Here is a 26583-nt window from a genome sequence, read left to right as displayed (position 1 = left end):
CCGGGCTCCCCACCGCCACGGCGACGACGCGCGGTCGCCCGGCGACCGGCCGAGGGGGCTCCCCCACTCTGCGCGGGTGGCGGCGACGTTACAGTCGTCACGGCAACTAAGCGTACGCGCTTCACCCCGATCCGATTACTCTAAGCAACGATGGGGGGCTCGTATCGCCGGAACCAGCGGGAACACTCCTCGGCGCGGATCACTTCCCGGTCCGGGTCGGGTGTCCGGATCGGCTGCGTCAGCGGGACCGCACCAGATCCGCGGCCGTCTTCTCAGCCAGCGCCGCGATCCGGACAAGATCGTCGGGACGGGCGGAGGAGATGTCCAGCACGACGGTCTCGCCGTGTATCAGCGCCTCTCGCGCGCGGCACAGCGCCCCCGCCCACGCTTCCGCCCCGGCCCCGTTCACCTCCACGCCTACCCCCACGCCCACGCCCACGCCCACGCCATCCACATCCTCGGCGGGCCGGGAGACGGCGATGGCCTGCTCGTCGCTGATCGACCCCTCAAGGACGAGGCGGACGCGGCCGCGGCGCAGGTGGTCGAGGGCGATCGCGGCCAACCGCGCCGCCTGCTCGGCGGCGCCCGGCTCACCCTGGTTGTGCCGCAAACAGGCGATCTTGGCGTGGACGACCGCCTGGTAGGCAATGTAGTGATGGTCCAGCGACACCGGATGCGTCTCGGCGGAGAACTCCCGGTACCAGGCCAGGAACCGGCGCGCCTCGTCCGGCGCGCCGAGCCGCTCCAGGTCCATCGCGAGGCACGCGGCGTCGGCCGACACGTCACCGATCCGGCCCTGCCGGTCGGACGCCAGGCAGTCGATCACCCGTACGCCGTCGGACAGGCAGAAGACGTGGTCGGCGATGAGATCGCCGTGACCGTCCCGGATCCGGCCGGCCCGCCGCCGCTCAGCCAGCAGCGGAGCCCGCCCGGCGAGGTAGCGCAGCGCGAGTCGCTCGATCTCGTCGACGACATCGGCGGCCAGGACCTCGCCGCGAAACGGCGCGACGGCGCGCAGCAGGTCCAGCCAGCGAGCCTGCATAGCCGCCAGGCTGCCCGCCGCACCGATCCGGGCCGAGGTCTCGCAGCTCTCGTGGAACGCCGCGAGTCGGCGCGCGAGGTCACGCAGCTGTTGATCGACCCACCCGCCCCGCTCGACCAGCGTCGTCAGGCGGCGCGCGACGGGCAGCCGACGCATGACGACCATGTGATCGCGCAGGAGGTCGGCCTCGTCGCGGACGTCCGCGACGGCGAGGTACACGTCCGGCGCCAGCCGCCGGTTGAGGGCCACCTCGGTCTGGCAGGCCTCTTCCCGCGCCTGCCGCCGTCGCAGGTCCACGGATCCGGCCATGACGGGTTTGGGCATCTTGTAGACCCGCTCGCCCACGAAGAACAGCAGCGCGGTCGTCGTCTCCACGGTGTGCAGCGTGGGGGTTGGCCCGCCGAGGAAACTCGGCGGAGCGGGAGGGGTCAGAGCGGTCTCAGCGGTCAGAACCTCTGCGGCGGACATGATCTCTCCCGGAGGCAACGGAGAGTAACAGGGAGTAGACGACGGTTGGCCAGGACCCGCAGGGGTCCGGCGGCGGTGTCGTCAACGGTGCCCTGCCGGGACGGACCAGCCGATCCGCCGGATGTCACGCCCGGATGGCCGTTCGGCCCTCACCGAGTGGGCCGAACGGCCGTGCCGAGTATGCGGGCGGCGACGATCGCGACCCGCTGCCGGCTCCGGGCCGGCAGGCTCGCCGGGGGTCAGGCCTCGCGGAGGGACTCCAGGAAGAGCAGGGTCCGCGCGGCGACGCTGCGACGCCCCGGACCCGTCAGCACATCGTGGCCGCCCGGGACGACCACGAGCTCCGCCCGGGACGCGGTGCGCGTCGTCATCCGGATCAGGGGTAGCGGGCTGACCTTGTCCTGCGCACCGTGGATGAGCAGGATCGGGAGGTCGGGCAGGGCACGCGGCAACGGTTCCTCGATGGCCACCCCCGCGACGGGAACCTGCAGGAGCGGCAGGCCGACCAGGATCACACCGTCGGGGCGTACCGCAGGGGAGGCGGCCATCGCCAGCGCCGCGAGGGCCCCCGTGTCGGAACCGAGGAGGACGAACGGGACGCCCGGCACCCGGTTCTCGGCCACCGCGGGCACCCGGCGGCCACCGTCGGGAACGACGGTCACCAGGTAGCCGTCCAGCGCGAGCCGATCGGCGAGAAGGTGGAACGGGCCGGCCTGCTCACCGCGCCCGAGCAGCACCGCGACCACCGCGCGCACATATTCCCCGGGTGCCCCGCCGGAGGCGGGAGAGGGCGCCGGGAGCCGACGCGTCGACGGAACCGGGATCGCGGCCGGGACGGCAGTGGAGGCCGGAGAGACGATCGACGCCGGAGAGACGGTGGGTGTCGCGGCCGGCCTGCCTGCGGTTGGCGCGACGGAGCTGCCCCGCTGCGGACCGACGATGGCGCGGGCGCGGGATTGCCTGCCCGCCGCGGACGAGGTGGGCGAGGCCATCCGTAGATCATCGACGGACAACTGAGTGGTCGGCGACGGCATCGGCGCCAGATCTCCTTCGGACGGAACGGATCGTCGCGGCAGGCGGGCCGGACGTGCCGCGGGCGCGGCGTCGAGGCGACATCAATCGTTGATCTCGCCTCGGAGACCAGGAAAGGGCTTGAAGAGTAGGAGAGGGAAGGTGTCCGGCCCGCCGATGATCGGTCCGACGGCCCGGCGACCGGAGTAACACGCGGCTGCCGCCCGCCACGAGACGAGGACAACGGCGGCCTGGACATCGCGGCGGCCGTGCTCGCGAGTCGTACGGGGTGACCAGCAGCGGCGACGGGTGGTTCTTCGACGGCGGTACCGCTGCGGTCGGTCTCGGGAGCCGGCCCCTGGGAAACGACCACCTGCCGCACGTCGCCTGCCGGCGAACGTCAGGAGCCCACCGGGAGGCGGAGGATGCCGGACCGCTGGCCGCCCGCGGCCGGGACGGATCGCTCGGCTCGGGGCCGCCGGCAGGCTCGGGGCCGCCGGCAGATCAGCGACAACGTCGCCAGGACGACGGCGACGGGAGGATCTCGGACTGGCGTCGATCGGGCCGGAGCACGTCCACGAACATGTCTACTACCCTGCGTAGCGAGAAGGGAAGCCGTCAAGCCGTTCACGGTGTGTCGTATATCACTCCACGACACGCCGGCCCGACGCTGACGTGACGTCGACCGAAAGGTGTCCGGTCGGCCAGACCGGCGGCAAGGCCAGCCGGGAAGCCGGCCGCGAAGCCGGTGACCGGACCTCGTGGACCCCGCCCCGAAACACCGGAAAATGACGACAAGGGCACCGCCGGAGGCGCTGCCCTTGTCATGATCCGCGCACATTGTTCGTGCACGTTTAATGATCAACTATTTCGGTTCTCCGGGCACGGTCCTGTGCGTCGGGGAACCAACCCGCACCACGGTCAGGCCGCCGCCGCGCCCTTGGCCTTCACGAAACGGGCAGCCACGTCGGCCCAGTTGACGACGTTCCACAGGGCCGCCACGTAGTCGACCTTGACGTTCTTGTACTGCAGGTACCAGGCATGCTCCCAGGCGTCGAACACGAGCAGCGGGGTGTTGCCCACGCCGACGTTGCTCTGGTGGTCGTACACCTGCTCGATGAGCAGACGCTGCGCGGTGGCGTCGTAGGCCAGGACGCCCCACCCGGAGCCCTGCACCGTGGTGGTCACCGCGTTCAGTTGCGCCTTGAAGGCGTCGAAGGAACCGAAGTCGGCGGCGATGGCCTCACCGAGCGCACCGTCCGGCTTGTCCCCGCCGTCCGGCGAGAGGTTCTCCCAGTAGATCGAGTGGAGAATATGCCCGGAAAGGTTGAAGGCGAGCGTCTTCTCCAGGCCCACGATGGCACCGAAGTCACCCTTGTCGCGCGCTTCGGCGATCTTCTCAAGAGTGTCATTGGCACCCTTGACGTAGGTCGCGTGGTGCTTGTCGTGGTGCAGTTCGACTATCTGCCCGATAATGGACGGTTCCAGAGCACCGTAGTCGTAGTTCAGGTCCGGCAGCGTGTACGTCGCCACTAGCGCACGATCCTTTCCATTCATAAGGAATTCATCCGAGGAGTCCCGTACGGAGCTCTCGGAGGTCAGATGGGCGGTGCGGTGGAGCCGGCGGCCACCCGGAGCGGAGGGGGCGGACAGGACCCGGCGATGCTCATCGGCCCTCCCTCCTCTCCCGCGGCACCGCCTCGACGGCACCCTGTGGACGGTCGGCTTCGCTGCTGCAATCCTCCGCGCGATCCCCCGACTGGACACTATCGCCAGTCGGATGGGGCTTGCATGGCGAGACCCGACACCATGACACTCAAAGGATCGACCCGTTCGCAGCGCCAACAACAGTGCGTAACGGCGAGGAAACGAAAACGGGATTACTCCGCCATTCCTCGCCACCGCCCATTACCTTCCGCTACTCCTCATGGATCTGTTGGGCGAGGTAATGGGCCGCACCAAGCTGGGAGATCAGCTCCAGCTGGGCGTCGAGCCAGTCGATGTGCTCCTCCTCGGAGACGAGGATCCGCTCGAGGAGCACGGCCGATCCGACGTCGCCCCGCTCCCGGCAGAGTGCGACCCCCCGGCGCAGCAGGTCAACCGCCTCGAACTCCCCGGACCGGTCCACCTCGAGCTGCTCGGGCACCGTCTCCCCGATACGCAGCGTGTGCAGACGCTGCAGGTTCGGCAGACCGCCGAGATACAGCACCCGCTCGATGAGCTGATCCGCGTGCTTCATCTCGTCGATCGACTCGCGATAATAGTGCTCGGCGATCCGCCGATATCCCCAGTTACGTTGCATACGACTGTGCAGAAAGTACTGGTTGATGGTCGTGAGCTCGTTCGTCAGCACACTGTTCAGAATTTCGATGATTTCCACGTCACCACGCGTCACCATATGACCTCCACCTCCTGTCGGACATCGCCGGCCGGACGCCGCTCGTCATCATACCGAGGGAGTGCCCCGTCCCGCACCGCTTGATCGACCCGCCGTGGCGCCTCAACCAGCGGCGATGACCTCCGACGGTCCGCGCGAGCCGACAGGCGGAACCTCCAGCGGACAGCACATCACACGGATACGGATTTCGCAGCGAACCTGAACCCGCACCCCTCACATCCGCCTGAACGTAAATGCAGGTAAGGTTTACTGTAAGGTAGAAATCCAGCACGGAGGAAGCGCGCGGGCAGCGTGCGACGGACCGTCATAATCATGGCGTCATTTCCCCGCGACGACTTCGTGCCGGCCCGGCGAGCCCCTGCCGGCACGCTTCCGGCAGTCGGTTCAGTGGCGGCGGTGGTGGTCAGTGGCGATCGGTGGCGGTCCCGGCGGCCGGCGTCTCACCACATTGGACGACGACGAATCCCCCCCGGCCGGAGTACTCGATCTGCGCGAGCTCCCCCGAGCTACGCCCCATGAGGTTGCCTATCTTGAACGAGGAGACCACCCGGGTACGTATGCCCGCCGTCCAGGCGACCGCGGCATCCCGGTCGACGCAGACCGGCTCGTCCGTCGACAACACCAGGGGAGCGCCCAGGCACAGCACGGCGACGCCGCCGCTGCCGGAAACCTCGGTGTTGAAGATCCCACCGGCGATCATGGCGCCGATGCCACCGGACGTCGTGGTGACCTTGTAGCGGATGCCGGACTCCAGCGCGAGCAGGCTGCGGCCGTTGACCGTCAGGCTGTCGTTGTCGAGCGTGAAGACCGAGATGTGGCTTCCGGACTCGGCGAACCAGACGCTTCCGTGGCCGGCGACCCTCATCAGGTCCTGGCCCTCACCGGTAACCGCCCGCCGCAGGAATCCACCGACTCCCTGGCCCTTGTAGGCGAAGTCGACGCGGCCGCGATAGGCCACCATGCCTCCCTGTTTGGCGTACATCTCGCCGCCGTCGAGGCGTACCCGCAGCATGCGATCGCCCTCTTCCAAGGCGAACGGGGGGCCCGCGGCGGGGCCCCCCGCGAAGGTCGCGAGTGGCTGGCTCATGGCCTCCATTCAACGCCCATCCACACCCGTTCGGGCCACACCGGTGGGAATACCGACGGGAGTATGGCGGGTAGACCGGCACCCGCCCGTCAGAGCAGCATCAGCAGCATCGCGCCGGCCATGACCAGTCGGGACGTGGCCGATGTCACCGGCGGCGTGTGGGTCACCCAGCCCGGCCTGACCCTGCGGACCAGCGGGCCACCGATAGCAGCCAGCACCGCCACAGTGAAGATCACCGCGAACCAGTCGGTCAGATTCGTCAGACCGGTCGAATCACCGACCGGCCACCTGTCCGCTCGGGCCATGTACGCCATCGCCAACCCCTCGATGACGAGCATCGAGCAGCAGGACCACCGCGGCGGCTCGCAGGTCGGGTCCGTCAGGACAAGAAGGAAGAAGACGCCGGCCAGCGCCAGATAAGCGACGGCGAACACCACCGACGACGTCATCCAGCGTGGGCCGACGAACATGACGGCCATTCCCGCGGCCACCACCGTGTGCCCAATCTCGGCCGGTGGGTACACGGCCCTCCGCCGGGCTCGCACAAGCGCGTCGGCGAGACGTCCGGCGTGGAACATCGCCAGCAACGCGCAGGCGACCGCGGCAACGACGGCCACCGCCTGTGGTGGGGCCAGTGCGTACGCCGCTGCCGGGTGGTGGTGTGTCACCGATCCGCGGGTTCCCGTCCAGGCTTCCGTCCAGTTACGGCACGTCGCACGTCAGCTCACGCCCAGGGCCAGTTCGGCGTCGACCAGTGCGGTGATGCTGCCGGCACGGGCCTCGTCGACGATGGCCTGGAGCTGTTCGACACTCATCTGGATCCGCTGGCCGAAGTCATCGGTCAGCACGATGCGCCGCTCCGCCGGAGCCTCGTGGTCGACGAAGAGCTCCGGGCAACCACAGTTGCATTTTCCGCAAAAGATCAAAATGTGACGTTCGCGAGTAGATCCGGACATGCCGTCTCCCGGGGTAGCGGACCAATCAGGAATATCAGTCTAAGATCCTCTTAGGGAAACGTCTGCGCGTTTACCGGATTCCGGGGGCACGGACACGGGGCGCAGTCAGGGGGCCCGCAGTCAGGGCGCGCGGTCAGGGGCCGGGGGACCCCCGGCGGAGTCGTCCGGCAGCCCACCCACGACACCACCGGACGCGCCACCGGACGCACGGTCGCCGGTCACGCCAAAGGCCCCGGGCCCCATGTAGGGATACACGTGGTCGGCAGGCGGAGCGAGATTCTCCTTGATCACCCGTGGGCTGATCCAGCGCAGCAGGTTCTGCGCGGAACCGGCCTTGTCGTTGGTGCCGGAACGGCGAGCGCCGCCGAACGGCTGCCGGCCGACCACGGCCCCGGTCGGCTTGTCATTGATGTAGAAGTTGCCGGCCGCGAAGCGCAGCACGTGTTCGGCGCGGGCGATCGCCGAGCGGTCGGTCGCGACGACGGCACCGGTGAGCGCGTAGGACGAGGTCCGGTCGATCAGTGTCAGCACGTCGTCCCAGGCCCCCGGCCGGTTGTCGTCGTAGACGTGAACCGACAGGATCGGGCCGAACAGCTCGCGGGTGAACCATTCCCGCCCGGGATCGGTGCCGAGCAGCACCGTCGGCCGGACGAACCAGCCGACAGCGTCGTCGCACTGTGCCCCGGCGAGAACGGTGACGGTCGAATCGCTGGCAGCACGGGTGCATGCGGCGGCCAGGCGATCGTAGGCGCGCGCATCGATGACCGCACCGGTGAAATGGTCGAAGTCGCTGACGTCCCCCACCGACAGTGCCTCGGTCGCGGCGGCGAGTTCGGCGTCCAGGCGCCGCCACAGGCTTGCGGGCAGGTACGCCCGGGAGGCCGCCGAGCATTTCTGGCCGCTGTACTCGAAGGACCCCCGCAGCAGCGCGGTACGCAGCACGTCGACGTCGGCCGAGGAATGCGCCACCACGAAGTCCTTGCCACCGGTCTCCCCGACGATCCGCGGATAGGCACGGTAGCCGTCCAGGTTCTCGCCGACCGACCGCCACAGCCGGGCGAAGACGGCGGGAGAACCGGTGAAATGAACGCCGGCCAGATCCGGGTCGGAGAACACCACGTCGCTGACCGGTTCACCCGAACCGCCGACGAGGTTGATGACGCCGGGCGGCAACCCCGCCGATTCCAGCAGCCGCATCAGGAAATGCGCGGCAAACGCCTGCGTGGGAGCCGGCTTCCAGACGACGGTGTTCCCCATCAACGCCGGCGCGGTCGCCAGGTTCCCGGCGATGGCGGTGAAGTTGAACGGGCTGACCGCGTAGACGAATCCCTCCAGCGGACGCAGATCCAGCCGGTTCCATTCCCCGGCCCCGCTGGCCGGCACGTCGGCCAGCAACTCGGCGGCGAACATCACGTTGAACCGCCAGAAGTCGATCAGTTCGCAGGCGGCGTCGATCTCCGCCTGTTGGCAGGTCTTCGACTGGCCCAGCATGGTGGCCGCGTTCAACGTGTCCCGCCACGGGCCGGAGAGGGCCTCCGCGGCGCGCAGGAGCACCGCGGCCCGTCCCGCGAAACCCAGATCCCGCCAGCCGGGGGCGGCCTTCTTCGCCGCGGCGACCGCCTCGGCCGCGTCCGCGTGGGTGCTCTCTCGCAGCGTTCCGAGCACCCGCCGGTATGCATGAGGCTGCACGACGTCGCGGGCCGGGCCGCCGCCGAGATGCTGGTGTCCCCCGATCGTGTTGGTCAGCTCGATATGTTCACCGCCCAGCCGGAGCAGGGCCCGCCGCAGACTGGCACGTTCCGGGCTACCCGGGGCGTAGGAACGGACCGGTTCGTTACGCGCGACCGGAACCGTCACCGGTCCGGTCGCCACGCGCTCTGCTTCGTCCCGCCGCACGCTCCGTCCCCCGTCCAGCCTGCCCGCGTCTCAGCCGGCCCGCATCCCAGGCCCGCCCATAATCCCAGGCCCACCGCATCTCAGGCCCGACTCCGGAGCGCGCGAGCGGCGAGCAGCAGGTTCGTGGGTCTCTCCACCAGCCGCCGGGTCAGGTACGGCACGCAGTCCGCCCCGTAGGGCACATACACCCGCACCGTGGCCCCGGTCGACGCCAACCGCCGCTGCTCGACCGGGCGTACCCCGTACAGCAACTGGTATTCGAAGGTCGCGGGCAGGCGTCCCACGTGCTCGGCGAACCGGCCGGCGAGGTTCAGGAGGGCGGGGTCGTGAGTGGCAATCATGGGATAGCCCGATCCGGTGAGCAAGATTCCCAGACAGCGGGCGTACGCGGCGGCGACAGCCGGACGTCCCTGGTGGGCTACGGCGGGCGGTTCGCGGTAGGCGCCCTTGCACAGCCGCACCCGTGACCCGGCGGTGGCGAGGTCACGGCAGTCCGTCTCGGTGCGCAGAAGCTGCGCCTGCAGGACGGCGCCGACGGAGGGGAAGTCCCGACGCAGCTCCACCAGGGTGTCCAACGTCGAGTCCGTGGTGGTGTGATCCTCCATGTCCAGGGTGACCGTCGCGTTCGCCGCCGCTGCCCGCGCGCAGATCTCGGCGGCGTTCTCGTACGACAGCTTGCGGCCGTCGCGGGGCACGGCCTGACCGAGCGCAGACAGCTTCACCGAGACGTCGAGACCGGCGGCGATCCCCGCGCGGTCGGCGAGGTCGAGCAGCCCGAGGTAGGCCAGCAGGGTGTGGGCCGCGTCCTCCGCACGGGTGATGTCCTCACCGAGCAGATCCACCGTCGCCAGGAGGCCGAGGTCCGCAAGTCCGGCTACCGCGGCGACCGCGTCCGCGTCGGACGGGCCGGCGACAAAGCGATCGATGATCCCCCGGGCAAGGGGGGTACGTGTGACGAGCGCGCGGGTGAGCGGATGGCGGGACACGGGAGGCATCAGCTTTTGGATCATATCGATCGTCCCCTGAGGCGACGTGACAGAATAGACGTGACAGAATAAGTGTGATCCGAAGCTTCACGTAAGCTCGATGCTCTGTCCAGCCTAGCGGCGCGGAATGCCGCGCCGGCTCAGAGCGCGCCGGCTCAGAGGCGACGCAGGCCGGCGAGTACCCGGTCGAGCAACTCGAGCTGCGGGGCTCCCGTCGGCATGGTGAGCTGGGAGATCTCCACCAGGCGGTCCGCCGCCGCGTCGGCGACGAGCACGCGGACTACGCCCACAGGCAAACGCAGCTCGGCCGCGATCTCGATCACCGACTGAGGCTGCACGCACATCGCGACGATCGACTTCTGTTCGAGAAGCAGGACCGGCAGCCGCCCGCGGCCGAGCGGTGTCGTGGTCACCATGGCCTCGAGCGCCAGCAGACGGGACGGGCGCGCCCGGCCGCGGGTCGCCGTGTACGGCCGCACGAGCTCGCCCGACGGCTCCACCGCGTCCCCGTTCACCTGGTCACCTGGTCATGGGGTATGGGGTCATGGGGTCATGGGGTCATGGGGGATGTCACCTGGTGGGCACCTGGTCACACATTTTCGCGGCGGGCCGGGATGAGCGCCTCCCGGGTCCGGGCGACGAGCACCGTCATCTCGTACCCTACGAGCCCGATATCGCAGGTGTTGGTGGCGAGCACGGCCAGGTAGGACCCCTCCCCGACGGCCATGAGCAGCAGCGAGCCCTGGGCCATCTCGACGATGGTCTGGGTGACGTGGCCGCCGTCCACGAAGTCGGCGGCGGCCAAGGTCAGGCTGAACAGACCGGACGCGAGGGAACTCAGCCGTTCCGCCCGCTCACGCGGGAAACCAGTGCAGACGGCGAGAAGATGCCCGTCCGAGGACGCGACGATCGCATTGGCCACACCGGGCACGAAGTCGACGAAGTTGTTGACGAGCCAGTCGAGCGAGGGATTCTCGGGATCCGCGCGGGTCACGCGTCCTCCAGACTATGCGAATCAGGGAGTGCGGTGTCCGCGCGCAGGCAGGAGGGATGCGGATGGTCATCCGTCGCTGCCAGGCTCGTCAGGGGTCTCCCTTGACACCACGAGCATGGTGAACGCCTTCGTACAGTCGGCTCAGGCGGCCGCGGATCCGTTCGGGCGCCACCGTCTGCTGTTCCGGGGCCAGCGTGAGCGCCGCTGCCGGGCCGAAAAGGTCGGGGCCGGCATCGGGGGGGGCGAGCGGTCGCGGACCTGGACGGGGGCGTGCCCAACGGGTCCGGACCGAGGAGCCCGTGGGTCTGCGGGGCGCGGATCGGCAGCCCGGAGGGGGTCCTGGGACCGTCTGGCCCGATGGGGGGATGGTCACTCACCGCCGCTTCGCCCGAGCCCGATACCCCACCGACGGTTACCGCCCCGCCCGACCACGCCGCCCCACCGGCCGCGGGTGGCTCGAGGGACGCGGGTGGCTCGAGGGACGCGGGTGGGATGCGCACCGCGGAACGCGACGGTGCCGGATCTCGCGTGAACCAGTTGAACTTCTCCTCGGAGGGCTCGGAGGGCTCGGGCGGCCGCGCCGCGGTGGCGCGCATCCTTCTGTCCGCCCCACGCTCGCGCCGACGACGGAGCGCGGCCACCGCCTCCTCGATCGGAGGCAGGACGGCCCCGCCCTCCGATCCCGTGGCGGCGCCCAGACGCGACCCGCCACCGGCCTCGGCCACGGTGGACGAGTCGGCGTCGTCGGCGAGCTCGCCGACGACGCCAAGATCGACACCGCGCGGCCGGAACCACTCCTCGGTCGGTGTGTAGGAGGTGTAGGAGCCGAGACCGGCCGGCGGCGTATCGGGACCGCCGAGCGACCCCGCAGGCCCCACAGAACCGGTAGGACCTGTAGGACCGTGACCGTTCAGGCCCGTCGCACCGGGAGCCGCCAGGCCGGGAGCCGCTAGGCCGTTGCCACGAGGCGCGGTGCCACGAGGCGGGATGCTCGCGACGAGCAGCACGGCAGGCAGATGGACGAGCGCGCGAACCCCGCCGGTATCCGAGCGTGCCAGCCGCACCGCGATGTCGTGCCGCGCGGCCAGGCGGGCCACGACGAACAGGCCGAGGCGTTGGGCGATCGAGAAGTCGAACACCGGAGGCTCGGCCAGCCGCTGGTTGGCTGCGGTCAGCTCCTTCTCCGACATCCCGAGGCCGGCGTCGTCGATGATGATGAGCAGTCTGCCGTCGTCGAGGCGGGACGCGGCGAGGTCGACCGCGAGGTATGGCGGGGAGAACTGGGCGGCGTTCTCCAGTAGCTCGGCGACGAGGTGGACGACGTGGTTGACGGAGTCGGCGGCAACCTGCACCTCCGGCACCTCGATGATCTGGATCCGTTCGTACTGCTCGATCTCGCCGATCGCGGCCTGCAGCACGTCACCCAGCGGTACCGGACCCGCCCGGCGCCGGCCCGGTCCAGCCCCCGCGAGCACGAGCAGGTTCTCGCTGTTGCGGCGCATCCGGGTCGCCAGGTGGTCAAGCTTGAACAGGTTCTCCAGCTGGAGGGGGTTCTCCTCGGTGGCCTCCAGCCGGTCGATGAGCGCGATCTGCCGTTCGATGAGGCTCTGGCTGCGCCGGGACAGGCTCAGGAACAGGGTGTTGACGTTGCGCCGCAGGCCGGCCTGTTCGGTAGCCAGCCGCACCGCCTCGTGCTGCAGCTCGTCGAAGGTGCGCGCGACCTCGCCGATCTCGTCACGGGAGTCGATGGCGATGGACCGGATCGTCGTGTCGACCTGGTCCGGGTACGCGGTTTGCAGCTGCTCGATCAGGTGGGGAAGGCGCTCGTGGGCGACGTCGAGGGCGCCCGTCCGCAGTCTGCGCAGGGGGCCGGTCATCGTGCGCGCGATCGCCAGCGTCCACACGATCGCACCGACCATGATAGTGATGATCAGCGCGCCGAGGATGGCGGTCCGCTCCCAGGCGGTGGAGCGCAGCTCGCTCGCGGACCCGATGACGTTGTCGAGCAGGCCGGTCTCGACGGTGCGCAGCAGCTCGATGTGGGTGGTGCTGGCCGCGAACCACTGGTCGGGATCGATGCCGAGGTCGGGCAGTCGCTGACGCTGGACGGCACGGTCGGGGGTGCGCTTGACCGTCAGCAGCGCCTGACCGTTGACGATCTGATCGTAGCGGATCCGGTCGCTGGGGCGGGCTGCGGCGCGGAACGCGTCCTCGGCCGTCTGTTCCTCGGCGAGGAGACCGGACATCCGTTCGGCGGCGCCGAACTCGAACCGGCCGGTGAGGGCCGTGGCGTAGAGCTGACCGCGGATCTGGGAGTTGATCTCCTTGATGGTCGACAGGTCATTGAGGACCATGGTGGAGTAGCGGAGCTCGTCGTCGTTCCTGTCCTGCCCGATCCGGCGGTCGAAGGCGAGCAGGCGGCTGATCGTGGTCGAGTACTCGCTCAGGATCGCGCCGATGGGCAGCTTCCCGCCCCGGACGGCCTGGCGCAGCGCGGGCAGTGCGGCGATGCTCTGCCGCACCTGCGCGGACAGCGGGGAGGCCCCTCGGCCGAGACGGCCGGAGGAGGACCTTAGCGAGGCCTGGAAACGGGTCAGCGCCTTGTCCACAACACGCTGCTCGGTGTTCAGCCGGTCGGCCAGCGCCCTGCTGGTCGGGTTGGCGCCACGCCCACTCATGATGAAGCCCGCGGCGAGATCCCGCTCGAGCTGCATCTCGTGCACCGCCGCGGTCACGTCCCGGCCGAGTTTCGCCGCGGTCACCCCGTGACCGTAGCTGGCGGCGTCGGACAGCCAGGTCACGCCGGCGAGAATCGCCACCGCCAGGAAGGCCGCCATGGGCACCGCCAACGCCGCGAAGAGCTTCCCGCGCACGGGGAGGTCGTGCAGGCGCGGCCGCCGCCACGGACGCGATCGGAACTCCCCCGCCCCGGTCATGGCCGCGGCGGCGGTCGGAGCCGTAGCGGTCGAGGCCCCCGCCGAGTGCCGCCGACGCCGCACCGGGGATAGCTGCTCCCGGTCCCCGGGTGTGCCCGCGCCACGATGCCGGCCCTCGACAGAGGACCCCGGCGGGTCATCCGTCGCGACCCGCCTTCTTCCCGGCTGGACCACGAGATCCGTACCTCTCGCCCTCTCGGATCGCCCTCTGGAACTGTCCCGCCAGGCCAGGCCAGGCCAGTCCCGGCCCCGGCCCCGGCCCCGGCCCCGGCCCCGGCCGGCAAAGACTATGCCTTGGCCTGCAAAGACTATGTGGGCGCCCGATGCCGCCGCCGGTGGGGTCGCCTGACGATCGGCCCCGTCAATCACCCGCGCTGCCGGGCAGCCCGGCTGCGGTTGTTGCCCGACAAACAACTAGTGTCGCCTCTGGCCACTGCCAGCTTTCACTCCTCACCGAGCCGGGCATGCGGGGAGCGCGATGATCCACGGGTTTCGAAGCACGGTCGCGGGCCTTGCGCTTCTCTCCGTAGTCGCGCTGGCCGCCTGCGATGGCGGTGGCAAAGCCGAGCCGGCCCGAGTTTCCGGCGAGGTCAAGATCGGACTGCTCGCCCCCCTGACCCAGGGCAATCCCGAAACGGGGCGTGACGCACAACGCGGAGCAGAGCTCGCCAGCCGTCTCATCAACGCCGGCGAAAGCTGGGCGGGCGACGAGACCAGAGGTTCCTGGGGGCCATCCGGCCGGGCCCAGCTTTCTGTTGTGACATTGGACACAAGCAGCGATCCGCGCCAGGCCGCGGACGTCACGTCACGCTTAATGACCAACCACGGTGTCGTGGGCATCGTCGGCGCGTTCACCCCGGACGCCACCCTGGAAGCCAGCCAGCGGGCCGAACGCCTGCAGATCCCGTTCGTCAGCGGAGGCCCGCCGCTGACGGCGCTGACCGAACGTGGGCTGAGCTGGTTCTTCCGGATCGGACCCGACGCGGCCGACTACGGCGGCACCTTCCTGTCCCTGCTGCGTGACGCCGAGCAGCCGGGCCAGGAGCGCCGACGCGTCGCCCTGCTTTACACCAACGACGCCACCGGCCTCGATATGCAGGCGACTGTGGCAGATGTTCGCCGAGGAGACCGGTTACCCGGTCGTGGCGAGCGTGGCCTACCAGCCGGGTACAGGCCAGCCGGGTACCGGCGATCTGGCCGCCGCCGTCGGCGCCTTGCGAACCGCTGCACCCGACGTTGTACTGACGAATATTTCTCCCAGCCAGGGCGAAATTCTGGGAAAAACTTTCCGGGATGGTGGGTACATACCACCCGCGGTTGTCGTGTACGGCGACCCGGCGGAGGCCGCCCGACTCGCCGCGGTTCCCGAGTTCGCCGATCGGGTCAGCCGTCAGGTCGCCTGGTCGATGCCCATCGCCCGGGCCAATCCGCTGGCCGCGAGAGTAATCGACCGCTATCTGCACGATTTCGGGGCGCCGATGACCGAGGATGCGGCCGAGGCCTTCACCGCCGTGACCACGATCGCGCAGGCAATCGACGACGCGGGCAGTGCGGATCGTGAACTGGTCCGCTCCGCGTTGACCGCCCTGAATCTACCCGCGAGTTCGACCATCATACCGTGGAACGGCGTCCATTTCGACGGAACCCACCAGAACACACTTTCCGCAACAGCGATCGAACAGGCCACCGGTACGACGTTCAGAACCGTCTACCCCCGCGACCTGGCCACGACGACGGTCAGGTGGCCCGCGCCGGGGACGGCCGTGACGGCTGTCGGACATCCGTCATCGGGGGCGACGTCGGGGGCGACATCGGCGTCACAGTCGACGCCAGGGACCAGGACCAGGACACGGAACGAGTAGGTATCAAGTAGGTATACGGAACGAGTAGGTACGCGGATCGTTCTCCGCCCGGCCCGTCCACGGATCACCTCGCCGGCGCGAGATCCGCCACCAGCACCGGATCGAGGCCGCCGGGGGTGCCGTCCGGCTCGGTCTTCTCCAGCCGGAACCGGGCCGCGCGTCCGTCGAGCTCGAGGACGGCGAGCTGACTATCGAACCAGGGTCCGTGGGTGACCGTCCACCGGATGGACCGGCCCCGCACCCCGGCAAGGCGGGCGAAGGCCGCGGAGAATGCGGCTAGCGGAGCGCGCCGGGAGATCGCGTCGACCCGCCGGATCGCCGGACCGAGCGGGTTGCGGAACGGCGAGCACACCGCCTGCCGCACTGGGCTCGGCGCCGTGGCCGCGGCGGTGAGGTCGGGCTGCGCCGGGAAGTCGGCACGGGCCAGATAGGCGTGGTGCACGTCACCGGACAGCACGATCACGCTGGCCGGCGCCGGACCGCGTTCCCCCGCCGAGATAGACCGAAGCAGCTCCGCCATCGCGGCAAAGGAGGAGCCGAAGGCCGACCAGTGTTCGAGGTCGAGGGCCTGGCGGACCCGCTCGGCCACGGCCGCGGCCCGTCGGCCCCACCGCCCGCCCGCAATCAGCTCGCTGGCCGCCTCGACGTTGTGGATCGTCGGTGTCAGCAGGAACGGGACGGAGGTGCCGAGCAACAGGTGATCCACCTCGCCGTCGTGCAGGGTCTGTTCCCGCACCCACTCCCACTCGACGGCGTCGATCATCGCCCGCGAACCGTCGGGGGACACCACCCGTGCACACCGGGAGTCGATCACGATCAGCCGGGTCCGACCGAGGTCCCATCGGAAACTCCATCGCACCGCCCGGCCGGCCGGTTCGCCGTGGCCCTCAGGCTGGGCACCCTCAGGCTGGGCGACGGCACGGGGACCGACCCGGCCATCGGCCGCGGCGGTTCGCCCCGCGGTCACGTCGGGGTGGTCTGCCGCCTCGTCAGCCCGTCGGGCGAACGCGCGCAGCACCTGCTCCGCCACGCTGCCGGCCACGCTGTCGGCCACGCTGGCCGGGGCGGCCCCGCCCTCGGGCACTGCGGGGGTTCCCGCCTCGACCACGGCCCGGAACACCGGATCACACTCCCGGACGGCCGGGGCCAGGTTACCGAGGTGCTGGTAGAGCCAGTAGGCCATGATCCCGCCGGTGACGCGTGCGTCCCACCACGGCGCGGCCCTAATCTCCGTACGCCATGCCGCGGAGATGTTCCAGTCGTCTCGCACATCATGATCGTCAAAGATCATCGCCGTCGGGACCGTTGACAGTAACCAGCGGATGTCCGTCTGCGACCACGCCTCCTGGTACAGCCAGGTGTACTCCTCGAAGTCGGCGATCTCCTCCCCCGGCGGGACGGTGACATCCCGCCGGTCACGAAGCCGCGCCGCCGTCTGCGAGGAGACATGATCGGCATAGACCTGGTCACCGAGCAGAAGCAGGACATCCGGCCAGGAGGCGGGGTCGTGCGCGGGCAGTTCCAGGGCGAGGGCGTGCAGCGCGTCCGTGCCGAGTCCACGGCTGTCCTGATCGGCGTTCAGGGTGTACGGCTGCTCCTGCGGCGCGGTCACCCGGCAGGAGCCGAAGACCAGCCGCAGGGGCCCCTCGTCCTTGACGGGACGCAGCAGGCTCGGCGGCCTGCCCGGCTCCGGCCAGACCCGCACCGCGCCGTCGGTGGGCGGCTCGGACCCGACCGCCGGCCCTCCGGGCCCGGGGCCCGTCAACCACACCTCGTCCGTCAACCACACCTCGTAGGGAACCGGCTCTCCCGGCGTCAGGCCTTCGACCACGACGACTGCGTAGTGGTGCCCGGCCACCTCGAAGGTACGGGCCTGCCCAGCCGGCGGGTCGAACGTCGCACGTGCGAGTGCGCCACGCGGGACCCGGACCTCGACATCACAAGCAGCGTCGACCTCCATCCACAGAGTGACACGCGTTGCCTCGGTGTGCCGGTGGATGGGGCCGAGGAGCGAACGAGTCATTCGCCCACTCTCGTCCAACGAGACGAACGCACGTCCGGCTATCGCACGGCATGGACAGCGTGTTACTTAACGACCACACTCGGCTGATCGCCTTCAGGCGACGGCGCCACGCGAGCCACTCCAGGAAGTCGGACGACAGGCTCGTCGTGTAGCGCCGTTCACGGCAGCGCGAGCGAAGATATTCTGGAGATTTTTGAGCTGGGCCTTCAAACTCGGGCCTTCCTTCCTTCAGCTAGGAGCCAGTCTATCCAACTGTTGCCGCACGGAGGAGATCGGAGGTATGTCGGCTGTAGGGGGACGTAATGAAGTAACAAATACGTGATCGAGAGCATCATCGCAGGTCACAGGCCTGTGGAGGGTTCGAAACGCGCAAGTTATTTCATTTCGACTCCTAGGGGTTGCGTCGGGGTGTCTGGTCGGAGTCGACCCAGGGCGGGGGGATGAATTCGGGCCGGCGATCGTGGCCGATTCGGACGATCCAGCCGTGGTGGTGGATGAGCCTATGATGATATCCACACAGCAGTACCAGGTTGTCGAGTGAGGTTCTTCCACCGTCTATCCAATGACGAACGTGGTGAACTTCGCACCATGACGGCGGCCGATCACACCCCGGGAATGAACAGCAGACGTCTCGGGCGATGACGGCGCGGCGTAGGTCCGCGGGTGCGGTGCGGTGGGCCCGTCCGACGTCGAGGGGGACGCTCGCCGCATCGAAGACGACGCGGGTGACCGTGGCGTCACAGGCCAGGCGGCGCAGGACACTGGCCGGCAGAGGTTGACCCCAGCTGGTGGTGGCGGGCGTACCTCCCTGGCCGAGTAGTGCCGTCCAGGGGAGGGTGACGGTGAGGTGGGGGCGCACGCCGCCGGTGACGGGCAGAGCTGCGGTGGTGAGGGTGCGGTGAAGGAGGTCGACGAGGGCGTCGGCGCGGCGCTGTGCAGGTGTGCGGGGGCCGGGGGTGCCGTCGTCGGCGGGACGGGGTTTGGCCAGCGGGTCGAGTGCGCTGCGTAGGAGCGCGGCGGCTTCGGCGTCGAGTTCGCCGGTGATACGGGTGGTGCCCCCGGGCAGATCGATGATCCACAGGCCGCGCCGATCCCCGGGGGCGTCGCCCGAATCCTGGTTGCCGTTGCCCGGGTTCTGATTGTCATCGCCGGCCGGGCCCTCTGCGGGGCCGGGAGACGTGCCGGAGTCGGCGCCCTCACGGTCGCCGTTCTGGCTGCCGGTGTTGGCGGGGTCATCGCCGCCGGGGCTGGTGTCGATCCGGGTGAGTTGTTCCCGCAGGTGCCGGCCAAGACGGGCCAGTTCGCGGGGGTCGAACATCCGGGCCAGCTCCAGCAGGGATGCCTCCGCCGCCGTGTACACCTGCGCGTCCAGGTCGCGGGGGAGGGAACGGATCGTCGTGCGGACCTCGACCGCCTACTCGACCGTGATCGCGCCGGCGGCCAGGGCCGCACCGGTGGCACTCAGCGGTCCGTCCACGGCCAGGGCCAGATCGACCAGGCGTTGGGCGTCCCCCGGCCGGATCCGCAGCCGTTCCCGCAGCAGCGCCGCGGTGCTGGTAGCCCCCTCCCGCACGGCCAGGTTCCGGCCGTGGGCCTCCCGCACCAGCGCGAGCCGCACCGCGGCCAGGCGGGCCAGCTCCACCGAACAGTCGTCCAGGGCGCCGTACAACTCGGCATCCGACAACGACCACACCGGCGCGTCCAACAGGCCGCCGACCTGCTCGGCCACTACCGCCAAACCCAACGGCACCAGATGCTGCCCGAGGGCCGGGCCGGCAGTGATGGTCATGGATCAAGCGTAGATCACACAACCCCCAATATCGAACTCATGTTCGATTACCGTAACTAGGTGCTGTGGTCGTAGCGGACATGAGGACCGGCGTGCTGTGCGTGCCCTGCGCGAAGATCCCGGTCGCCCTCAGCTTCACGTGCATGGCCGGCGGTCTGCCGGCCTGGACCGTCCCCGAACCCCGCCCAGGCCGCCCTCGACTCCCCCGGCAGCCCGGGGCATGGCCTCGAGCACGGTCCAGGGCCCATCCCGCGCCTGCGATTGTTCACTTCTCCGGTGGAAAATCTGCGCCCGCTGCAGACAACGACCCGACACGCTGCTAGCGTCGGAACCATGCGGTCACATGCCGGACATCCGGGACGGTTGCGCGCCGCTCTGCGATGTTCGGGGGATGCCCGAAGGTCGGTACACTAGGCGGCCACCCATCCCGCACGGCCGCCTTCGACGGGCTGCGCCCGGGCTTCTGATCTTTTTCGTACCGCACGATCTTAGGCATTCCGACCGGCCCCGGGGAAGCGGCCCGGTTCCCCTTCGGCAGCCGGACCGTCCACCGCCACACCGCGCGGGCAACCGTGAGGAACCGCGGACGAGGACAGCCATCGCAGATTAGTCGCAGGTATCGGTGGTAGTCGCAGGCAGTCGCAGGTATCAGTGCCCGGCCGGCGTCCCACAGCCGGTGCCCGGTACACCGCCGACACGCCGACACCACCGACGCACCGAACACCGACTTCACCCCGGGGAGGATCACCCTATGAGCACCGAGAGCTGGTCGTTCGAGACCCAGCAGATCCACGCGGGAGCCCAGCCGGACCCGGCGACCGGCGCCCGAGCCGTGCCGATCTACCAGACCACCAGCTACGTCTTCCGCGACACCGACCACGCCGCCGCCCTGTTCGCCCTCGGTGAGCCCGGAAACATCTACACCCGGATCATGAACCCCACCCAGGATGTCTTCGAGCAGCGCATCGCCGCCCTCGAAGGTGGGATCGGGGCGCTCGCGGCGGCGTCGGGGCAGGCCGCGGAGACGCTGGCGATCTTGAACCTGGCCGAGGCCGGCGACCACGTGGTCTCCTCGGCCAGCCTGTACGGCGGGACGTACAACCTGTTCCACTACACCCTGCCGAAGCTGGGCATCGAGGTCTCCTTCGTCGGCGATCCCGATGATCTCCAGGAGTGGCGGGCGGCGGTGCGGCCCACCACGAAGGCGTTCTACGGGGAAACGATCGGCAACCCCCGCGGCGACGTCCTCGACACCGTCGGGATCTCCGAGGTCGCCCACGCGCACGGGATCCCCCTCATCGTCGACGGCGGCCGGTTCGACTTCGGCGCCTCCGGCCGGTTCGCGAACTTCACCACTCCCGACCCGAGCTACCATGGTCTGGTCTACTGGGACGCGCTCGGTCACGGCTCGTACATCGTCAAGGCGCGCGTGCAGCTACTGCGCGACCTCGGCCCGGCGATCTCCCCGTTCAACTCGTTCCTGCTGCTCCAGGGTCTGGAGACGCTGTCGCTGCGGATCGAGCGGCACACCGCGAACGCCCAGCGGGTCGCCGAGTGGCTCGAGGCGCGCGACGAGGTGAGCTGGGTGGCCTACCCGGGCCTGCCGTCGTCGCGGTGGTACTCCCGGGCACAGAAGGTGCTCCCCCGCGGCGCCGGCGCGATCCTGTCCTTCGGCATCGCCGGTGGCGCCGAAGCCGGGAAGAAGTTCGTCGAGGGGGTCGAGCTGTTCAGCCACCTGGCGAACGTTGGTGACGTCCGCTCACTGATTATCCATCCCGCGACGACGACGCACTCCCAGCTCACCGAGACCGAGCAGACCGCGACCGGGGTCACCCCGGATCTCGTCCGCCTGTCGGTCGGCATCGAGGGGATCGACGACATCCTGGCCGACCTCGATGCCGGGTTCCGTGCGGCCAAGAGCTGAGTCGCGTGGCACCGGTGCGGCCCTTTCGGTCGAACCGGTGCCGCCGACGGTCGAACCGGCGCCGTCGGCGCCACCGCCCGCCTCCGGGGCATGGCGCGCCGGGATCGACCCGGTGGGACGGCGCCGGTTCGTCGACCTGCCGGGACCGCTGCGGCTGGAACGCGGCGGCGTCCTGCCCGGCGTGACAGTGGCCTACGAGACGTGGGGCCGCCTCGACTCCGCGGCCACCAACGCGGTGCTGGTCCTGCACGCGCTCACCGGGGACAGTCACGCCGCCGGCCCGCCCGGGCCGGGCCACCCCACCCCAGGCTGGCGGGATGGCCTGATCGGGCCTGGACGGGCCCTCGACACCGATCGCCTCTTCGTGGTCTGTGCGAATGTGCTGGGCGGCTGCCAGGGCACGACCGGGCCAGCCAGTCCCGCGCCGGACGGCCGACCCTGGGGCGGCCGATGGCCCGAGATCACGATCTCCGATCAGGTCACGGTGGAGGTCGCCGTCGCCGACGCGCTCGGCATCCGGCGCTGGGCCGCGGTGGTCGGCGGCTCGATGGGGGCATGCGGGCCCTGGAGTGGGCCGTCGGCCATCCCGACCGGGTCGACCACGCCGTGATCCTGGCCTGCGGCGCGGCGGCGACGGCGGAGCAGATCGGGTTGTCCGCGGTGCAGCTTCGTGCGATCACCGACGACCCGGCCTGGAACGGCGGCGACTACCACGACCGGCCCGACGGACGCGGCCCGGACGCCGGCATGGGTCTGGCCCGGCGGGTGGCCCAGATCAGCTATCGCAGCGAGGCCGAACTGGAGGAACGGTTCGCGGATCGGACCCGGCCCGACGGCTTGTTCGAGGTCGCCTCCTACCTCGACCACCATGCCGGCAAGCTGGCCGCTCGGTTCGACGCCGGCACTTACGTCGCCCTGACCCGGGCGATGATGATCCAGGACGTCGGCCGGGGGCGCGGGGGGCGCGCGCCGGCGCTACGGTCCTGCCCGGTGCCGTTCACCGTCGCAGGGGTCGATTCCGACCGACTCTATCCCCTCCACCTGCAGGAGTACATCGCCGAGCGCGTCGGCGCGCCGTTGCGCGTCGTCCACTCGCGGCGCAGGCACGACGGGTTCCTGATCGAGACCGAGCAGGTCGCCGCAATCGTCCACGACGCACTCCGGACGGCCTGACCCGGAACTGATTATCCGCACGATTTATCCGCACGGTGACGGCACCGCGCGGCACGGCAGCGGACGGCACCCCGGCCCGTCACCTTGAGCGTGTATGAACCGCTGCATGGTGACCCCCTCCGCCGGTCCGCCGGGTGCCCGCCCGGGCGGGCTGTTCGCCACCATCCGCGCGGCCCTGCCGGGCCTGCTCCCGAGCGAGCAGCGGGTGGCCGAAGTGTGTCTGGCCCGTCCGGGGGACGTGGTCGAATGGTCCGCCGCGCAGCTCGCGGAGGCCGCGGGAACATCGACGGCCACGGTGGTGCGCGCCTGCCAACATCTCGGCTTCCGCGGATTCCAGCATTTCCGCGTCGAGCTCGCCCGGGAGAGCGGGGCCGCGGCGCTACGCGGTGAGATCGGCCGAACGGACGCTGCCGACCCGGTCGAGCGCCTGGTGGACACCGTCTTCGGCGCGGCGACCGCGGTGCTCGCCGACGCGCTCGGCCCGCTGGACCGGTCCCGTCTCGCGCCCGCCGTGGACCTGCTGGACCGGGCCAACCGACTGCTCGTCATCGGCAACGGCGGATCGGCTCCGGTCGCCCAGGACGCGGCGTTGCGCTTCCTCAGCATGGGCCGGCCGGCCGAGGCGCCGGGCGACTCGATCGCCCAGGAACTCACCGCCCGCCTGCTCGCGCCCTCGGACGTCTGCCTGGTCATCACGAGCAGCGGGGCGAACGAGCCGAGTCTGCGGGCCGCGGAGGCGGCCCGGACCGCGGGCGCCGCCGTCATCGGCATCACCAGCTACACGGCCGGGCCCCTGGCCGAGATCGCCGACATCAGCCTCGTGGTGGGGTCGCCCGACTGGCCCATCAGCTCGGACATGATCGCAAGCCGGCTGGCCTCCCTGCTGCTGCTCAACGCCCTGCAGCTCGCGGTCGGCCTGCGCCGCACGGACAACCCGCTGCTGGCCGGGACCGTCATGCGGGACGTCCAGGGCCACTCCGTGCGGGCGGAGGACGGCCCGCGGCGGCCCGCGGCGGATCCCGGCCGCGGAGCCGCCGATCCCTACGAGTTCTGACCGATGACCGGTCGGGTCAGTCGGGTCAGGGGACGCGCGCCAAGGGGCGCTCGGACAGCTACGAAAGCGTCCCACCGGCAAGGCGCTTGGCCGGAGATTCGTTGCGGTAAGTGACTGTCCCCCGTTTCCCGACCGTCATGGACCATTCATCTAGGTACCCGAGACTGCCTCTGTAACGAGGAGCCAGGGGGCAGGCGCACTTCTGGAACAGACGTACACGGGGTGCTGGGTGGCAGAAATCCGGATCGAGGGCCTCACGAGGCGCTTCGGAAACGTCCGTGCGGTGGACGACGTCTCCCTCGACGTGGCGGACGGTGACTCCCTCGTTCTACTGGGACCGAGCGGCTGCGGGAAGACCACGCTGCTGCGCATGATCGCCGGCCTGCTGGAGCCGAGCGAGGGGCGCATCATGCTCGGCGACCGCGACATCACCCATGTCCCCGCCCGACGGCGCGACCTCGCCATGGTCTTCCAGAGCTACGCGCTGTACCCGCACCTGACGGTCGAGCGCAACATCGGGTTTCCGCTGCGGGCCGCGCGCCGCCCCAAGGCGGAGATCGCCCGGCGCGTCCGCGAGGTCGCCGACCAGCTCGAACTCGGCGGGCTGCTCCACCGGCGCCCCCGTGAGCTATCCGGCGGGCAGCGCCAACAGGTGGCGCTCGGCCGTGCGCTGGTCCGTGACCCCCAGGCGTTCCTCATGGACGAGCCCCTCTCGAACCTCGACGCGAAACTGCGCACCGCGACCCGCACCGAGCTCGCCGGACTGCACCGCCGGCTGGGCCGAACCTTCATCTACGTCACCCACGACCAGGTGGAGGCCATGTCGATGGCGACCCGCGTGGTCCTGCTCAACGGCGGCCGCGTGGAACAGGTGGGCAGCCCGACCGAGGTCTACGACACGCCGGCCTCGGTGTTCGTCGCCGGCTTCCTCGGCGCACCGCCGATGAACCTGATCGAGGCCCGGGTGGAGGCCGACGGCGACCTGCTGGCGGTCCGCGCGGACGGGCTACGCATCCCGCTGTGGCCGGGCTTCGACGAACCCCGCGACGTCATCGTCGGTGTGCGACCCGAGAACCTGGCGCTGTTGCCCGGCCCGGCCGAGTTGCCCGGCCCGGCCGAGACATCGTCGGCATCACCCGGGTTGACGGCATCACCCGGGTTGACCGCGCAGATCGAAGGTGTCGTGACCACGGTCGAGAACCTCGGCAGCGAGGAGGTGGCCTGGTGCGACGTCCACGGTCAGGCTGTCGCGCTGCGTGGCCCCCGCCCGATCGGACTGGCCGCCGGTGACCGGGCCCGACTCACCATCGACGTCTCACGGGTGCACCTGTTCGCTCGGGCGAGCGGACGTCGGCTCGCCTGGCGGCCACCGGATTCCCGGGAATCCCTGACCATCCCCGTGCCCGGCGCGCTCGCCGCGTCCCCCTCCCCCGCTTCGGCCGCGCCCGCCGCGGTCTGAGGGGCGACCAGACCCAACCGGACCAGATCACCGCGATCCGGTCCGTCCGCCATCCCATCGATTCCGTCGGTCCCGTCGGTCCCGTCGGTCTATTGATCCCAACGTCCCGTTGATCCCAAGGAGCATCCCCGTGGCTCGACCACGCCTGCTGCGTGCCGCAGCTGGCCTCGCGTTGCTTGCGGCGCTCGCCTCCGCGTGTGCGACGTCCTCGCCCACACCCACGAACGCGGCCGCGAACGCCAGCACGATCCCCGAACGCTCCCCGGACCAGAAGGTCTCGATCGTCTTCGAGAGCTACAACCTCGCGAACGTCGGGACGTGGAAGCCGGTGATCGAGGGGCTGCTCCGCGACTTCCAGGCGGCGCATCCCAACATCACCGTCAAGGGCCAGCCGCCGCAGAACCTGGCCGGCAGCGCGAACAGCGGCGACTACGTCACCAGCATCAAGAACCAGGTGCTGGCGGGCAGCCCCCCGGACGTCGCCCAGATCACCTTCAACGCGCTGCGCTTCGCCTCCGGCAGCCTCGGCGCCCAGCCGCTCGACACACTGGTCGGGCGGGAGGCCGTTCAGGCGAACTTCGGCGGCGAACACCCGTTCGCCCCGAAAGCCCGCACCCTCGGCGATGTCGACGGCAAGACCTACGCCGTCCCGTACGTCTTCTCCACCCCGGTTCTCTGGCTGAACAAGACCCTGTTCACCCAGGCCGGCCTCGACCCGGCCAAGCCGCCGAAGACCTGGGCGGAGGTAAAGACCGCGGCGCTCGCCATCAAGGCGAAGACCGGCAAGGACGGGGTCCTCATCGACTGTCTGACGAAGGTCGGGGACTGGTGTTTCCAGAGCTTGGTACGGTCAGCCGGTGGCCGGGTGATCTCTACCGACGGCACCAAGCTGTCCTTCGCCGACCCGCCGGGCGTCGAGGCGGTGTCGATGGCCGCCGACCTGGCACGCAGCGGCGTGATGCCGAACCTCGACCAGAAGCAGCAGGTCAAGGCGTTCAGCACCGGCCAGGCCGGGATGCTGCTCGAAAGCAGCTCCCTGCAGGGGATGTTCATGGCCGGCGCCAAGGCGAACAACTGGGAGCTCGACGCCGCCCAGGAACCCGCGTTCGGCTCGAAGCCGGTCATCCCCACCAACTCGGGAGCGGCACTGGCGATCTTCAGTAAAGACCCGGCCAAGCAGCGCGCCGCCTGGGAACTGACCAAGTTCCTCACCAGCAACCGCGCCTACACCGAGATCTCCTCAAAGATCGGCTACCTGCCACTACGGACCGGCCTGATCGACGACCCGAAGTACCTGCAGGCCTGGGCGAAGGCGAACCCGCTCATCAAGCCGAACCTCGACCAGCTCACCCGGATCGAGCCGTGGGAGTCCTTCCCGGGTGACAACTACCTCCAGATCTCCGACACGATGATGACCGCGGTCGAAAGCGCCGTCTTCACCGGCAAGGACCCCGCATCCACCCTGGCCGACGCGCAGAAGCAGGCCACCAGCTTCCTGCCCCGGAAGTGACCGCCGTGCCCGTCG

Annotated in this window: 19 protein-coding genes and 3 pseudogenes; 7 read left to right on the top strand and 15 right to left on the bottom strand. The window is 70.0% G+C overall.

All coding sequences use genetic code 11. The annotated features are described in order from the left end of the window. Window positions 1-238: 238 nt before the first annotated feature. The 12 genes from AC08OU_RS02315 to AC08OU_RS02260 all read right to left on the bottom strand — a co-directional run bounded on the left by AC08OU_RS02315 (window position 239) and on the right by AC08OU_RS02260 (window position 13711). Window positions 239-1510, bottom strand: coding sequence for an aminoglycoside phosphotransferase family protein (locus AC08OU_RS02315; protein ID WP_476598842.1), 1272 nt, complete (start codon window positions 1508-1510; stop codon window positions 239-241). 239 nt (window positions 1511-1749) lie between these two features. Then, on the bottom strand, window positions 1750-2502 hold the full coding sequence (locus AC08OU_RS02310; protein WP_476604216.1) for an alpha/beta hydrolase: 753 nt from the start codon (window positions 2500-2502) through the stop codon (window positions 1750-1752). Window positions 2503-3442: 940 nt separating this feature from the next. Next, complete coding sequence (locus AC08OU_RS02305) at window positions 3443-4054, bottom strand: superoxide dismutase (protein WP_462187230.1); 612 nt, start codon at window positions 4052-4054, stop codon at window positions 3443-3445. Window positions 4055-4439: 385 nt separating this feature from the next. Continuing rightward, a complete protein-coding gene (gene bfr, locus AC08OU_RS02300) occupies window positions 4440-4919 on the bottom strand; it encodes a bacterioferritin (protein ID WP_462187231.1) in 480 nt (159 codons plus the stop codon). 403 nt (window positions 4920-5322) lie between these two features. Continuing rightward, complete coding sequence (locus tag AC08OU_RS02295) at window positions 5323-6015, bottom strand: AIM24 family protein (protein WP_476598846.1); 693 nt, start codon at window positions 6013-6015, stop codon at window positions 5323-5325. Window positions 6016-6095: 80 nt separating this feature from the next. Further along, window positions 6096-6674 carry a DUF5134 domain-containing protein gene (locus AC08OU_RS02290; RefSeq protein WP_476598848.1) on the bottom strand — a complete coding sequence of 193 codons (579 nt, stop codon included), beginning with the start codon at window positions 6672-6674 and terminating at the stop codon, window positions 6096-6098. Window positions 6675-6725: 51 nt separating this feature from the next. Continuing rightward, complete coding sequence (locus AC08OU_RS02285; RefSeq protein ID WP_476595642.1) at window positions 6726-6854, bottom strand: hypothetical protein; 129 nt, start codon at window positions 6852-6854, stop codon at window positions 6726-6728. Window positions 6855-7082: 228 nt separating this feature from the next. Then, entirely contained in the window at window positions 7083-8834 is a 1752-nt protein-coding gene (gene pruA / locus AC08OU_RS02280) for an L-glutamate gamma-semialdehyde dehydrogenase (protein WP_476598852.1), read from the bottom strand. Between the two features lie 104 nt (window positions 8835-8938). Then, complete coding sequence (locus AC08OU_RS02275; protein ID WP_476598853.1) at window positions 8939-9868, bottom strand: proline dehydrogenase family protein; 930 nt, start codon at window positions 9866-9868, stop codon at window positions 8939-8941. A 131-nt stretch (window positions 9869-9999) separates the two neighbouring features. After that, window positions 10000-10359 carry a DUF742 domain-containing protein gene (locus tag AC08OU_RS02270; protein WP_462187236.1) on the bottom strand — a complete coding sequence of 120 codons (360 nt, stop codon included), beginning with the start codon at window positions 10357-10359 and terminating at the stop codon, window positions 10000-10002. Between the two features lie 74 nt (window positions 10360-10433). Then, a complete protein-coding gene (locus tag AC08OU_RS02265) occupies window positions 10434-10838 on the bottom strand; it encodes a roadblock/LC7 domain-containing protein (protein ID WP_476598855.1) in 405 nt (134 codons plus the stop codon). Beyond that, window positions 10835-13711 (bottom strand): sensor histidine kinase, encoded by a 2877-nt coding sequence (locus AC08OU_RS02260; RefSeq protein ID WP_476598857.1) that lies wholly within the window; start codon window positions 13709-13711, stop codon window positions 10835-10837. The genes AC08OU_RS02265 and AC08OU_RS02260 overlap by 4 nt, the downstream gene beginning before the upstream one ends. A 541-nt stretch (window positions 13712-14252) precedes the next feature. Here AC08OU_RS02260 and AC08OU_RS02255 point away from each other — a divergent pair. Continuing rightward, window positions 14253-14831: pseudogene (locus tag AC08OU_RS02255) on the top strand (ABC transporter substrate-binding protein); the annotation flags it as partial. Between the two features lie 55 nt (window positions 14832-14886). Then, window positions 14887-15636 carry an ABC transporter substrate-binding protein gene (locus AC08OU_RS02250; RefSeq protein ID WP_476598859.1) on the top strand — a complete coding sequence of 250 codons (750 nt, stop codon included), beginning with the start codon at window positions 14887-14889 and terminating at the stop codon, window positions 15634-15636. A 64-nt stretch (window positions 15637-15700) separates the two neighbouring features. Here the strand turns inward: AC08OU_RS02250 and AC08OU_RS02245 are convergent, their stop codons facing one another. The 3 genes and pseudogenes from AC08OU_RS02245 to AC08OU_RS02235 form a co-directional block, all read right to left on the bottom strand. Next, window positions 15701-17659 (bottom strand): DUF7800 domain-containing protein, encoded by a 1959-nt coding sequence (locus AC08OU_RS02245; RefSeq protein WP_476598861.1) that lies wholly within the window; start codon window positions 17657-17659, stop codon window positions 15701-15703. A gap of 391 nt (window positions 17660-18050) precedes the next feature. Next, the gene (locus tag AC08OU_RS02240; RefSeq protein ID WP_476598863.1) at window positions 18051-18299 is read right to left on the bottom strand and encodes an HNH endonuclease signature motif containing protein; all 249 of its coding nucleotides are present in this window, start codon (window positions 18297-18299) and stop codon (window positions 18051-18053) included. Continuing rightward, window positions 18300-19448, bottom strand: a pseudogene (locus tag AC08OU_RS02235) (DUF222 domain-containing protein); the annotation flags it as partial. It lies immediately after the preceding gene. A 751-nt stretch (window positions 19449-20199) separates the two neighbouring features. Between AC08OU_RS02235 and AC08OU_RS02230 the strand changes: the two are divergent. From AC08OU_RS02230 to AC08OU_RS02210, 5 genes and pseudogenes are all read left to right on the top strand, one after another. Continuing rightward, the gene (locus AC08OU_RS02230) at window positions 20200-21372 is read left to right on the top strand and encodes a PLP-dependent transferase (RefSeq protein ID WP_476600227.1); all 1173 of its coding nucleotides are present in this window, start codon (window positions 20200-20202) and stop codon (window positions 21370-21372) included. After that, a pseudogene (gene metX / locus AC08OU_RS02225) lies at window positions 21344-22545 on the top strand (homoserine O-acetyltransferase MetX). The gene AC08OU_RS02230 and the pseudogene metX overlap by 29 nt, the downstream one beginning before the upstream one ends. Window positions 22546-22651: 106 nt before the next feature. After that, complete coding sequence (locus AC08OU_RS02220) at window positions 22652-23599, top strand: MurR/RpiR family transcriptional regulator (protein WP_462187123.1); 948 nt, start codon at window positions 22652-22654, stop codon at window positions 23597-23599. A 229-nt stretch (window positions 23600-23828) separates the two neighbouring features. Next, the gene (locus tag AC08OU_RS02215) at window positions 23829-25058 is read left to right on the top strand and encodes an ABC transporter ATP-binding protein (protein ID WP_476600226.1); all 1230 of its coding nucleotides are present in this window, start codon (window positions 23829-23831) and stop codon (window positions 25056-25058) included. Window positions 25059-25188: 130 nt separating this feature from the next. Then, complete coding sequence (locus AC08OU_RS02210) at window positions 25189-26568, top strand: ABC transporter substrate-binding protein (protein WP_476600224.1); 1380 nt, start codon at window positions 25189-25191, stop codon at window positions 26566-26568. Window positions 26569-26583 lie beyond the last annotated feature (15 nt).

It is taken from the genome of Frankia sp. CcMO1 (genome assembly GCF_977945845.1).
Note: the sequence above shows the minus strand (reverse complement) of the source record. Positions and strands in the feature narration are given on the sequence as shown.

What these genes read in the sequence shown, in the direction of transcription:
- AC08OU_RS02250 (WP_476598859.1), top strand. Translation starts at nt 14,887, where the DNA reads ATGTTCGCCGAGGAGACCGGTTACCCGGTCGTGGCGAGCGTGGCCTAC.
- AC08OU_RS02220 (WP_462187123.1), top strand. Translation starts at nt 22,652, where the DNA reads ATGGTGACCCCCTCCGCCGGTCCGCCGGGTGCCCGCCCGGGCGGGCTG.
- bfr (WP_462187231.1), bottom strand. Translation starts at nt 4,919, where the DNA reads ATGGTGACGCGTGGTGACGTGGAAATCATCGAAATTCTGAACAGTGTG.
- AC08OU_RS02230 (WP_476600227.1), top strand. Translation starts at nt 20,200, where the DNA reads ATGAGCACCGAGAGCTGGTCGTTCGAGACCCAGCAGATCCACGCGGGA.
- AC08OU_RS02245 (WP_476598861.1), bottom strand. Translation starts at nt 17,659, where the DNA reads ATGACTCGTTCGCTCCTCGGCCCCATCCACCGGCACACCGAGGCAACG.
- AC08OU_RS02315 (WP_476598842.1), bottom strand. Translation starts at nt 1,510, where the DNA reads ATGTCCGCCGCAGAGGTTCTGACCGCTGAGACCGCTCTGACCCCTCCC.
- AC08OU_RS02295 (WP_476598846.1), bottom strand. Translation starts at nt 6,015, where the DNA reads ATGGAGGCCATGAGCCAGCCACTCGCGACCTTCGCGGGGGGCCCCGCC.
- AC08OU_RS02310 (WP_476604216.1), bottom strand. Translation starts at nt 2,502, where the DNA reads ATGGCCTCGCCCACCTCGTCCGCGGCGGGCAGGCAATCCCGCGCCCGC.
- AC08OU_RS02275 (WP_476598853.1), bottom strand. Translation starts at nt 9,868, where the DNA reads ATGATCCAAAAGCTGATGCCTCCCGTGTCCCGCCATCCGCTCACCCGC.